We start from the raw sequence: 12791 nt of genomic DNA, 5'->3' as shown, positions 1-12791 counted from the left end.
TATCAATGATCAATGATTAAGGGATTAATGAGTAGTGATACTACCTGATAATCAGTTCATCAGCTCACTACCACTCATAAAACAACCCCGTAAAGACCCCGAAGGAGTAGGGTCGGAATTTCCCGGGCGAATCTTCACTGATATCCGACAAGAAATAATTGAACCGTGGCTCCATCCGGACACCCAGTCCCCTGTACAGAAGCACCGACACCGCAACTCCTGCATGCGTACTAAAGCTTAAGTCGGCAACCCCACCTGTTTGTCCAACATTCTGTCGCTGCCCACCCATTTCCAGATAGGCAGCATTATCCACCAGCCAGTTGGCTCCCACACCACCAGCCAATGACAATAAGACCGGCCCCTGTTGCAACAACTGATAGCGCAAGGTAAAAGGCACCTGCAGGTAACTGATATTTTGCTCCAACACTGAAGATTCATTGGTATAAGATAATTCCGATTTCATCTCCACGATTGCATTGGAGGCATTTTGAAATTCTCTGACGTCTGAATTCATCGCCGGCGAAACATCACGCTCAATAACGCCCAGTGAATTGTTGAGTTTAACCTCCTGCAAAGTCACACTGTTCTCGGCTGAAAAATCTGCCATGCCATACATGGTTCTCCCCTCTGTTTGCGGTGTTACCTCCTGCCCCAGCATAGCATATTTCACCCCGGTCTCAATTTGCCAGCGCGCATTCATTTTTACCGCCACATTGAACCCGCCACCGGAAGTCATGAGGCCTGATTCATTCATGCCTGAGACAGCAGACCCGGATACATCCCGATAAACATAGGTGGGAGAATACTCACCACTCAGAACAACACCTCCTGAAGATTTCTCAGGCAAATCCCGGGGTGGCAAGCTTAACCCAAAATACTCCGGAACATTGCTATCGGATAATTTCACTAATTCGCCCGGAGCCACAGAGGATTCGGAAAGTCTTACATGTGTATTGGAACGAATTTTTTGCAATGGACTCCTTTGCTGATCTTCATCTACGGATGATAAATCTTCAGCAGCCATCACCGGCTCTGACAATGATGCCATCAGATGCGGAGCATCAACAGTCTCGTCAGAATCTTCTATTTTTGCTTCAGTTTCACCTGACACTTCCTGTAATTCATGTCTCTCCGATCCTGATGACGCCACCACAACCTCTTCTGCACTTTCGGGATCTTCGGGCTTTTCCATCAACGGTTGCAACTCTTTATTTTCTGATGCATTTGATTTACCGGTCAGGTGGGCGGTCTCACGCACCTCTTCCCCGGGCATCATCAAAAACAATCCGACCAGCAATAATACAGAAGCAGCCATTCCCCAACGCCAGAATAAGGGTACAACTCTTTTTTTCTTCTGACTTAAACGTGCATCAATATTTGCCCACACCTGATCTGATGGCTGCACCTCAAGCCGGTTGAGTTCTTTAAACAATTTATCTGTATGTTCTTCGGACATCATCATATTTTGGCAGCCTCCATTTTCTTTGCATTTCTTAACCTCTCCTGAAGCCACTTCCGTGCTCTCGACAAATTAGACTTACTGGTACCTACAGAAATACCTAATTCCTCAGCAATCTGTTCATGTGTTCGTTCTTCCAGTACATAGAGGTTAAAAACCATCCGGTACCGCTCGGGCAACTGCTGGATAAGCCCCAGTAATTCACCAAGCGAGGGAACCTGGTCTTCTATGCCCTCTCCCGGCACCTCACCGTCTCCATCAGGAAAATTATCCGTAAGTTCTGTCTCAATTTTTCTTTTTCGGAAAGATTCAATAATCATATTCACAATTACTCTTCGCATCCAGCCTTCAAAAGAGCCTTTGAAACGGAACTTTTCGATATTGTCAAACACCCTGATAAAACCATCCTGTAAAAAATCCTCCGCAGTTTCACGATTGGAAGCATAACGCATACACACACCCAGCATTTTGGGTGCAAAAAGCTCATAAAGTGCCTTTTGAGCACTCCTTTCACCTTTCTGGCACGCTACAACTATTTCGTATATATCGTTCGCTCCGGACACACAAATTACTTTCTGATTTTCCCTGTAATTCTGAATTATAACAATTATCTGCGGATTATCAGATAAATGTAAAATATTGGTAAACTGTTTACAAATTTAATGCAATCAAACTATTACAGGAAAGAGCGTGCGCTCAATTCTTCTCTTTTTGATTCTTAGATGAAATAAATATGGAAAGGTTGCGTGAGGAGAAAAATGGATTAGGGTGAAAAATCGTTTCGGATGAGGAATTAACCGGGGCTTACGAAGAGAAGCTTTCGCCCCTTCTGGGCTCTATCCAACTCCACCACTCAAGCCCATAGGGCGTTGCCCCATGCTGGTACTTATGCCCCTTCAGGCCGGATATCAAACCCCGTTACAAAATTATTTTTCATCGCAGGTTAAGATTCGTGAAGTCAAAAATTGTATTTCCCTTTTGGTTGTTAAACCTTTTGAGAAATCAAAAACATGAACATTTTGAAACCATATTTCAACAGACCAACGGTCTGATAGCAATAGCCTGGGGCAACGCCCCAGGGCTAATAAAAGTAATCAAAACGGAGCCCTGCAGGGGCGAAAGAATACAAGCAAGAAAAAATCTAATTCGATTATTACTTATTGAGTTTTTAATTGGTCTGAATTCTCCCGGGAGCAACGTTTTCCCTCTCAAAACCATCCCAAACAGGCCAACGGCCTGGGAGCAACAGCATAGGGCAACGCCCTATGTTAACACAAACGGACAAAACGGAGCCCTGAAGGGGCGAAAGCCCTCTAAAAACTCTTCTTTACCCGATCCAATTCACGTTTAGAATCTTTAGCCTTCAGGGTTTCACGTTTATCGTGCTGCTTTTTACCTTTGGCCAGCCCAATTTCCAATTTGGCAAACCCCCGGTCATTGATAAACATCCGCAAAGGAATGATGGTAAGTCCGGACTCTTTGGTTTTTCGTTCCAGCTTATACAACTCCTTTTTATTCAGAAGAAGTTTACGCTCACGCGTTGGCATATGGTTATTGAAAGTGCCGTAGAAATATTCTGAAATATTGATTCCTTTGACCCACAATTCACCACGCACAAAATAACAGTAGGAATCAACCACTCCCGCACGTCCGGCACGGATGGATTTTATCTCGGTTCCGGATAACTGAATACCGGCAACATATTTCTCGATGATTTCGTAATCAAAATATGCTCTTTTATTTTTGATATTTATTCGGGTTGCCGACATATTCAAACAGTTATCAGATAAAACAATACAATTCTAAGCAGATAGGGAACTATTACAAGGGCCACAAATACAAAAAGTGCAAACCCCAGTTGTCTCTCCGGAGGAGGACCTGCCGGCCCCCGAACTCCGATGTAGCATAAATACAGGCTGTAAAAAACAAATATATGCACAAAAAAGAATTCCGGTATCAACACTGAAATCAGGGAGACCAGGTATAACGGAGCAGAGCTGTAGATGGTTAGCTTAGCTGCCAATTCGCGGGATGTAACCATCCGAAAATACTTCATCATCCGGTAAACCAGAAACCAGGAAAGAAAAGTACCTCCAAAAAGAGCGGAAAATATCATTATCGCCTTCTTGAGCGCAAATTCAAAAATAAAAGCCTGCTGATTAATCATGTGAGACAGGAAAGTCCCCAATGCAACCAACCCTATCAAAGGAAGGGCAAAATTCCCCAGGATATCATTGAATGTGGTACTCTCCCTGTGAATTTTCTGCCACTCAGCGACCGGACTCACCACCAACCCCTTAATTCTCGCTCCCAGGTTACGATACATCTGAACGGTATTCACCGGTTGTTTTGATTCCATTAGAAATATTTATTGGTACAACTCTGCAAAATTAAAAAAATAAAATTCCATAACACAATGCTCTAATTGGGCAACCAACCAACCCAATGGTTTAAACCAATACATACATATCTGATTATGTACCAATTAGCCACTCACAGCCAAAGGAACTTATTTTACCTGTTTTGTCGAACTTCCGAGACTTCGACGGTTATGGGTGCTCGTCACAACAATTTGAATCTTCTTCCTCCTTTTTTGCTAATTTTACCGCATGGAAAAACCCAATGCATATGATTTGGTCGTCATCACCGGCCCGACCGCCAGCGGAAAAACCAGGCTGGCTTCGCTGTTGGCCTGCGAACTGAATGGAGAGATCATCAGTGCCGACAGCAGACAGGTCTATCGTAAAATGGACCTGGGAACAGGCAAAGATTATGACGACTACCGGGTCAACGACACAACCATCCCCGCGCATCTCATCGATATTCGTGAACCGGGATATAAATACAATGTATATGAATATCAAAACGATTTCTTCCGTGTTTTTGAAGAGATCAAAGAGCGAAACCATTTCCCTGTAATGTGCGGTGGTACCGGCTTATACATACAAGCTGTTTTGGATCGTTACAAGATGGTACATGTCCCTCCCAATCATGAACTCCGGGAGCAACTGAAAGACAAAAGCCTGCAGGAACTTTCAAACATTCTGGCTTCTTTTAAGAAACTCCACAACACAACCGATACCGATACCGTAAAAAGGGCCATCCGGAGTATTGAAATTGAGAGTTATTATCAAAATCATCCGGAAATAGAGGTTGAATTGCCCAAAATCAACCCTTTGCTCATAGGGGTAAATATTGACCGGGACCTGAGGCGTGAAAAAATCACCAAAAGGTTGAAAGATCGTCTGGAGCAGGGAATGATCGAAGAAGTGGAACAGCTCATCAAAGAGGGAACCAGTCCCGAAGATCTGATCTATTACGGGTTAGAATATAAATTTGTCACCCGGTATGTAACCGGTCGGATTTCCAAAAAAGAGATGTTTGAAAGTCTGAACATTGCCATTCACCAATTTGCCAAGCGTCAAATGACATGGTTTCGCGGAATGGAGCGTAAAGGCCACAAAATTCACTGGGTTGATGCAAAAAATGACATCCGTGAAAATGTAAAATCCATTTTAACGTTATTAGCCTGATCAATGAATCAATCCGCGTAGCATCCAATCAACTGTATGCTACACATATATCAGAAAAATACTGCCATTCATCAAACATCAAAACACCTTTCACCCCTCCTCCCGTACACCTCACACAACAACTGCTTAACCCACCCCACCTTAGATCCGGCCTGATGATTTAAAAAATCTGCATTCCAGTGCAACTTTTTTGGTCCCACAACTGTACTATTTAGAGTCCGTCTATAAAGTCGGGAAAAATGGTAATTGGAGCTGTGTCGGTTCAGAAAGTTGCGTTTGCAAAGCCTGCCCCGATTTTTTTCGGGGGCTTGACATTCCCAAAAATGCGGAGTTTACTTGGGTAAATGAGTACTTTTCGGAAATGGCGTAACGAAGCAAACGTGACTTTATGGAAAGGCACTATTTAGAACAAACAACAATTAACCTGCATGGACAACATCAGTGAATATATCAACCGGATTACGCACCTGGCCAATCGTAACAAGGAGTTGAATGCCCAGCTTCAAAACCTTGTAGGTCGGTATTCTCAGATCCAACAACAAAATGAGAAGTTTAATCAACTACTCACGCGTTTCAACGAAACAGGTGAATCCCCTTCACGTGACATGCTGCTCCGAAAACAGGAGAAAAAAGTGGAACATTTGCGTACTGTTTCTCTTTTATACATCTCGGTAGGAGGTTTTGAGAACCTGCCCCAAATGCAGGATCAATCCGGCCTCATTGACATACTTGACGAAATCTACATATCCATCGATAAGGTTGCAGAAGAATTTAATATCTCCAAAATTAAAAGCTTTGGTGACAACATTCTCTTTGCCGCAGGATTAAATAATGAATACCGGACCAACCCCATCAACATCACTTTAGCTGCCAATAAGATGCAGGCTGCCGTACGCGAATTATCCCGGGAAACCGACAAAGCGCCATTCTGGAAGGTTAAGATGGGAATTCACACCGGCCCGGTGCTCGCTCTCGACGCACAAAAGCAACACAATCCCTCGTCCATCAGCGGGGACAATATTAATGTTACCTGCCGACTGGGAGAAGCATGTCCTCCGGGAAAGATTAACATGTCAGAAATGACCTACGAACTGGTAAAGGAGTTTTTTGACATCACCCATCTGGGCTCAATGCCCGTAAAATATAAGGGCGCCCTGAATATGTTTCTGGTAAACGGGTTGAATGAGAATCTGCGTGCAGAAAGTAATCCTTTCGAAGCCAATGCCTCTTTTTACACCAAATACGGCGACATCCAGTTCATGGACATTCAGGAAAAGATTTTAGATCTCCTGGAGAAAAACCTACCCTCAAACCTTTTCTACCACAATGTAAAACACACGGTTGATGTAGTTACCGAGGTAGAATTAATCGGATGGGCAGAGGGACTTCAAGAGGAAGAGATACTCCTCCTCAAGGTGGCAGCCCTGTTCCACGATGCCGGTCACATCATGGATTACAAACACCATGAACATCAGGGAACGCTGCTGGCAAAACAAATTCTTCCACGATACAACTTCTCCCCCGGGAGAATCAATACCATTTGTCGGTTGATAATGGCCACCAAGCTGCCGCCCAACCCTCAGGATAAAATGGAAGAAGTAATGTGTGATTCAGATCTGGATTATCTGGGGCGTACTGACTTTATCCCGGTTTCCAACACGCTTTACCGGGAGCTGAGGGAACGCGAGATGATTGGCTCATGGCAGGAATGGAACGAAATGCAATTAAAATTCATCAAGAATCACCAGTATTTCACAAAAACGGCCCAAAACCTGAGAGAGGTAAACAAACAACAACAGATAGAACGACTGAAACACCTCATCAATAACGAAACTGCGCACATCAATATTGAAAAATGAACGGCCTGCTTACCGGCATTTTCATTCCCAAAATATGCTTACCTTTGAGGCGCATTACATAATCCTCAAAAAACGAAGCAAATGAAACGGTATATCCCCGTTCTTCTGGTTATCGCACTTCTTGGTGCATGCCAAAACAACAGGTATGAAGCGGCCATCCCCAACGTTGCCGAAAAGGTTAATGCCTACGAAACCTTCCATCTCACCACCGATCTGAGTATTCTGTCCGACAACCAAAAAGAGATGTTGCCCCTGCTTTTTAAGGCTGCCGACATCATGGACAATCTGTTTTGGAAACAAGCCTGGGGAGACAAAGAAAGCTTTCTCAGCAACATCGATGACCCTGACTTGCGTCGATATGCAGAAATCAACTACGGACCATGGGACCGGCTGAACAACCATGAGCCTTTCATTAAAGGGGTTGGCCCCAAACCGCTGGGTTCAAAGTTATATCCCGAAGATATGACCATGGAGGAGTTTAACCAACTCCCGAATCACGATAAAGCCAACCAATACACCCTTATTGAACGAAATGACAAAGGAAAGCTGACCGTGATTCCCTACCACAAAAAATGGAATGAGGAACTTACCCTGGCAGCCGATTATCTTCGTCAGGCTGCTACTCTCGCCGATAATGAAGCATTCAGAAAATACCTGAACGAAAGAGCCGATGCACTCTTATCGGGCGATTACTACAAAAGTGATATGTGCTGGATGGACATGAAAGATAACCTCATTGATTTCGTGGTTGGCCCCATAGAAACTTATGAAGACCGTCTTTTAGGCACAAAGACAGCTTTTGAAGCCTACATCCTGATTAAAGACACTGCCTGGTCGGCACGCCTTGAGCGTTTTGCGGTTCTGTTGCCTCAACTTCAGGCAAATCTACCGGTGAATGCTGAATACAAGACCGAAACACCCGGCAGTGATTCGGATCTGAACGTATATGATGCCATCTATTATGCAGGCGATTGCAATGCTGCCAGCAAAACCATTGCCATCAACCTGCCCAACGATCCGGATGTGCAAATGAAAAAAGGAAGCCGCAAACTGCAACTTAAGAACAGTATGCAGGCCAAATTTGAAAAGATCCTTGTTCCCATCAGCGACATTGTCATACACCCTTCTCAAAGACAATACATTGATTTCGATGCCTTCTTCGAAAACACCATGTTTCATGAAGTGGCCCACGGACTGGGAATCAAAGAGACCATCAACGGCAAAGGAACCGTAAGAGAAGCTCTGAAAAAAACAGCCTCGGCCATCGAAGAGAGTAAGGCCGACATACTCGGACTTTATATTGTCACACAACTGGCAGAAAGCGGAGAACTAAAAGAAAAGGACCTGATGACCAACTATGTAACTTTTATGGCAGGTATTTTTCGCTCTGTCCGTTTCGGTGCCGGCAGTGCCCACGGTAAAGCAAATATGATTCGCTTCAATTATTTTCTGGAGCACGGCGCCTTTTCAAAAGAGCCTGAATCTGGAACTTACCGAATTGATTTTGAGAAAATGAAACAGGCCATGAATCAACTTTCTGAAGAAATTCTGGTTCTTCAGGGAAACGGAGATTATAACAAAGCGCTGACCATGATTGAATCCATGGGCCAAACCGGACCTGACCTGCAGAAAGATCTGGACAAAATTAACAATGCCGGAATTCCCGTGGACATCGTTTTTGAACAAGGCCCCGGGGTTGTTGGTTTGGAGTAAGACAAGAGAATAGGAGGTAGTGAATAGTGAATAGAAAAATTCATTCTGTCCAAAATAAATATTTTAAACGTGTTGACTGGCTGAATGGGAACTGACCTTGGCAGGTAAACCTAAAAACAAGGTTGTTTTATCGCATAATCGTCTCTGTTTAAATCTCGTGCACGAAGCAAACGAGATAAGTTTTGACGATTACGATAAAAGAACCATAGTTTTTAGAGTGAAAGCTGCCTCAGTCTTGAAATATTGCGATAAGTGAGAGCAGTAGTCAAGCTTGCTTGGATAATACCGAACGCAGCAATATTCATGTTAATAAGTTCTTTGCCTACTTTCTTGTATCAAGACAAGAATTGGAGCGCAGCGGAAATCACGAACGCCAAAAGGTATTATATCGTGAACTAAAGTAGGTCAGGGTTTAAGGGATGAAATCCCTTTTGATAAAAGGTTTAGGACTATATTAAATAGGCAGTAGATGCCGAAAAAAACAAAACCTGTTGGCACACAAGTCAACAGGTTTTTTGTAAAGAAAAACAGATAAAATGGATAATACTTTCTCAAACAACCGTATAACCGATTTATTCAGAATTAAAAACCCGGTTATTCAGGGTGGAATGGTGTGGTGCAGTGGATGGAAACTGGCCTCTGCAGTTAGCAACAATGGCGGATTGGGACTTCTGGGGGCCGGAAGTATGTACCCTCAGGTACTTAGAGAACACATACAGAAGATGCACAAAGCCACCCAAAAGCCGTGGGGCGTTAATGTGCCGCTACTCTATCCCGACATCGAGGAACTCATGCAGGTCATCGTGGACGAAGGAGTTAAAATTGTCTTTACCTCCGCCGGCAGTCCGGCCAAATGGACTCCATATCTGAAAGAACACGGCATTATAGTGGCCCATGTAATCGCCAACTCACGCCTTGCAAAAAAATGCGAAGATGCCGGAGTGGATGCCATCGTAGCAGAAGGTTTTGAAGCCGGAGGGCATGAAGGTCGCGAGGAGACCACTACCATGAACCTGATACCGCTGGTTCGGAAGGTGACCTCACTCCCGTTGATTGCTGCCGGAGGCATTGGAAGCGGGCAGCAAATACTGGCAGCCATGGCTCTTGGTGCCGATGGGGTACAAATCGGGTCTCTGTTTGCATTGTCGGAAGAGTCCTCTGCTCACAAAGCCTTTAAAGAAACCGCCGTAAATGCAAAAGAGGGAGATACCATGCTAACACTAAAACAGCTGGCTCCGGTAAGGCTTCTGAAAAACCACTTCTTTAAACTGGTGGAAGAAGCACAGCAGAGAGGAGCTTCTCCCGAAGAGCTAAAAGAACTGCTGGGACGCGGACGGGCTAAGAAAGGAATCTTTGAAGGGAACCTGGACGAAGGAGAATTGGAAATTGGCCAGGTTGCAGCTCTTGTTGAAGACGTAAAGCCGGTAAGCCAAATCATGAAATCACTGCTTGAAGAGTTTCAGGAAACAAAGAAAAACATCTGTAGATGATAGAATATTTTAAATATACACTTTCCAACGGTTTACGAGTTGTGGTACATACCGACAAAACCACACCTATGGTGGCAGTCAACCTGTTGTACGACGTGGGAGCCAGAGATGAAGCTCCCGACAAAACCGGTTTTGCCCACCTTTTTGAACATCTGATGTTTGGAGGGACACGCAACATACCATCGTACGACACCCCGGTACAAAACGTGGGAGGGGAAAACAACGCCTGGACCAGCAACGATTTTACCAACTATTACGTTACCCTTCCCGCAACCAATCTGGAAACGGCCTTCTGGCTGGAAGCCGACCGGATGAATGAACTCGATTTCTCAGAAAAAAGTCTGGAAGTACAACGTAAAGTTGTCATCGAAGAGTTCAAGCAAAGGTATCTGAATCAACCTTATGGAGATATTCCGCTATTAATCAGAGACCTGGCATACAAAGTACATCCCTACAAATGGCCAACCATCGGAAAAGACATAAAACACATTGAACAGGCCACCCTGGAGGATGTTAAAGAGTTTTTTTACAGACATTACGCACCCAACAATGCGGTATTGTCGGTATCGGGAAATGTTCAGCCCCAGGAGGCATTCCGACTGGCCGAGAAATGGTTTGGTTCGCTGAAACCCCGACAGATTCAGGAAAGAAAACTCCCTCTGGAACCTGTTCAGACAGAAGCCAGACACCTCACCGTAGAAAGAGATGTACCCGCCCCCATGATTCATATGGTATTTCACAATGGGAGTAGAACTGATCAGGATTTCTACGCAAACGATTTGCTATCAGATATTCTTTCAAACGGCCCATCGGCACGCTTATTCCAGTCACTGATTAAAGAACAACGCCTCTTCTCGGATGTGAATGCCTACATTGCAGGCGACCGGGACCCCGGATTGTTTACCGTTACCGGACGCCTGATGCCTGAGGTCTCCATGGAAAATGCCGAAAATGCCATTTTACGTGAACTAAACATTCTGGCCAATGAAGGTCCCGGTAATTATGAATTACAAAAAGTAAAAAACAAAATTGAATCGAACCTGGTGTTCGGTGAAATCCATTACCTCAATAAAGCCATGAACCTGGCACAATTTGAGCTGCTGGGTGATGCTGAGGAGATTAACAGAGAACCAGAGCATTATCGGGCGGTAACCGTCGGGGATGTTAAAACTGTTGCCCAAAAGGTGTTTGCTCCGGAAAACTGCTCGACACTCTATTATTTACCAAAGAAGTAAGAATGCAAGAGGCAACCTCTCTTCAAAAGGACTAAGGTTAAGGATAAGATCAAGAGATCCGGAGTATTAAAAAATGAGCTGGCTCACCTCTTAACCTTAACCTCAGCCTAAAAATATCAATCACTTAAAGAACAACATTCCATATGGCATCAATCACAACCAGTGCCCCTGAATTTAGAGACATCGAGAGAATTGATTTTCTGCCTGTTGAGCAGCATCAACTTAACAACCGGGTGCCTGTTTCCATTCTCAGAGCCGGAAGCCAGGAAGTCACCAAAATAGACATCGAGTTCCCCGCCGGAGCCATCCAGGCAGGTATTCCACTGATTGCTTCCACTACTGCCAACCTGATGCAGGAAGGAACTTTAACCAAGTCGTCTGTGGAAATTTCTGAGAAGATTGATTTTCTGGGAGCTTTTCTCAACTCACAGACCTTTCATCACAATACGGTCTTTACATTCCTATGTTTAACCCGCCATCTTCCGCAAATGCTGGAAATTGTGCATGAAATCATTACCCGTCCATCATTCCCGGAACATGAATATGATCTGTATCTTCAAAAAAAATATGAAGAGTTTGTTTTTGAGGGTGAGAAGGTAAAAACCATTGCCTCACGGGCATTTAGTGAAACCATATTTGGAGCAGACCACCCCTACGGAAAGCAGTTGAAAAAAGAGCATTTCAACACCATCAGTCTCTCCCAACTCAGGGAGTTTCATGCAAATCACTATCGTCCGGAGATGGCCCGAATTTTTGTTGCAGGACAGCCGGGAGATCAGCTCATTCCCTTACTGAATCAATATTTCGGGCAAACACCCAAAAAGCACATCGACTCAGAACCGCAGGTTCCTGAAGTAACCCCGCCAGCCAACAAAACATTACATATCAACAAGCAGGGAGCCATGCAAACAGCCATTCGCATCGGACGACCTCTTTTCAACAATCATCATCCCGATTTCATACCGCTTCAGATTCTCAATACCCTGCTGGGCGGTTATTTTGGATCACGCCTGATGACCTCAGTCCGGGAAGAAAAAGGTCTTACCTATGGCATTGGCTCTTTCATCATGCCTCTGAAGCAAAGCGGCATCTGGGGCATCAGCAGCGAAGTGGCAGGCGAAAGCCGGGAAAAAGCCATCGAAGCCATCTTTGAAGAGTTCCGTATTCTTCAAACACAATTGGTTCCCGAGGATGAGCTCAATATGGTAAAACGCTATATGATGGGAGAACTCCTCCGCAATTTTGACGGGCCCTTTTCCACCGCTGACATCTACCGTACGCTCCAGGAATACGAAATGGACTTCAGCTTTTATGAAAAGATGATTTCGATTATTCGAAATATTTCATCTGCTCAGATAAAAGATTTGGCAAACCAATACCTGAACCCTGAAGATTTTTGGACAGTCACGGCAGGCGTTTAATTTTTTCGGATAAAAATACCTCTCATTCAAATACTATTTTACCATTATATTCATTATTTTAGGCCCGACAGGTAAACCTCC

10 protein-coding genes are annotated in these 12791 nt (G+C 44.4%); 6 read left to right on the top strand and 4 right to left on the bottom strand.

All coding sequences use genetic code 11. The features are described 5' to 3' along the window. Positions 1–67: 67 nt before the first annotated feature. From BY457_RS06980 to BY457_RS06960, 4 genes are all read right to left on the bottom strand, one after another. Entirely contained in the window at positions 68–1456 is a 1389-nt protein-coding gene (locus tag BY457_RS06980) for a hypothetical protein (protein ID WP_114437560.1), read from the bottom strand. Positions 1457–1458: 2 nt separating this feature from the next. Next, the gene (locus BY457_RS06975; protein ID WP_106152615.1) at positions 1459–2022 is read right to left on the bottom strand and encodes an RNA polymerase sigma factor; all 564 of its coding nucleotides are present in this window, start codon (positions 2020–2022) and stop codon (positions 1459–1461) included. Between the two features lie 750 nt (positions 2023–2772). Beyond that, positions 2773–3228, bottom strand: a complete 456-nt coding sequence (gene smpB / locus BY457_RS06965; RefSeq protein ID WP_106152613.1) for an SsrA-binding protein SmpB — start codon at positions 3226–3228, stop codon at positions 2773–2775. Positions 3229–3230: 2 nt separating this feature from the next. After that, positions 3231–3818: a Yip1 family protein gene (locus tag BY457_RS06960; RefSeq protein WP_106152612.1), complete on the bottom strand. Its 588-nt coding sequence runs from the start codon at positions 3816–3818 to the stop codon at positions 3231–3233. 250 nt (positions 3819–4068) lie between these two features. On the opposite strand from BY457_RS06960, the gene miaA reads away from it, so the two are divergent. From miaA to BY457_RS06930, 6 genes are all read left to right on the top strand, one after another. Then, positions 4069–4992 (top strand): tRNA (adenosine(37)-N6)-dimethylallyltransferase MiaA, encoded by a 924-nt coding sequence (miaA, locus tag BY457_RS06955; RefSeq protein ID WP_106152611.1) that lies wholly within the window; start codon positions 4069–4071, stop codon positions 4990–4992. A gap of 428 nt (positions 4993–5420) precedes the next feature. Further along, positions 5421–6851 carry an adenylate/guanylate cyclase domain-containing protein gene (locus BY457_RS06950; RefSeq protein WP_106152610.1) on the top strand — a complete coding sequence of 477 codons (1431 nt, stop codon included), beginning with the start codon at positions 5421–5423 and terminating at the stop codon, positions 6849–6851. Between the two features lie 81 nt (positions 6852–6932). Continuing rightward, the gene (locus tag BY457_RS06945; protein WP_106152609.1) at positions 6933–8564 is read left to right on the top strand and encodes a dipeptidyl-peptidase 3 family protein; all 1632 of its coding nucleotides are present in this window, start codon (positions 6933–6935) and stop codon (positions 8562–8564) included. A gap of 536 nt (positions 8565–9100) precedes the next feature. Continuing rightward, positions 9101–10054 (top strand): NAD(P)H-dependent flavin oxidoreductase, encoded by a 954-nt coding sequence (locus tag BY457_RS06940; protein ID WP_106152608.1) that lies wholly within the window; start codon positions 9101–9103, stop codon positions 10052–10054. Next, on the top strand, positions 10051–11289 hold the full coding sequence (locus tag BY457_RS06935) for a M16 family metallopeptidase (protein ID WP_106152607.1): 1239 nt from the start codon (positions 10051–10053) through the stop codon (positions 11287–11289). Before BY457_RS06940 ends, BY457_RS06935 begins: the two co-directional genes overlap by 4 nt. Positions 11290–11432: 143 nt before the next feature. Continuing rightward, positions 11433–12710 carry a M16 family metallopeptidase gene (locus BY457_RS06930; RefSeq protein ID WP_106152606.1) on the top strand — a complete coding sequence of 426 codons (1278 nt, stop codon included), beginning with the start codon at positions 11433–11435 and terminating at the stop codon, positions 12708–12710. Positions 12711–12791 lie beyond the last annotated feature (81 nt).

The sequence above is a fragment of the Marinilabilia salmonicolor genome (assembly GCF_003003035.1).
Taxonomy (GTDB): Bacteria; Bacteroidota; Bacteroidia; order Bacteroidales; family Marinilabiliaceae; genus Marinilabilia; species Marinilabilia salmonicolor_A.
This window is presented reverse-complemented; position numbering and strand designations above follow the sequence as displayed.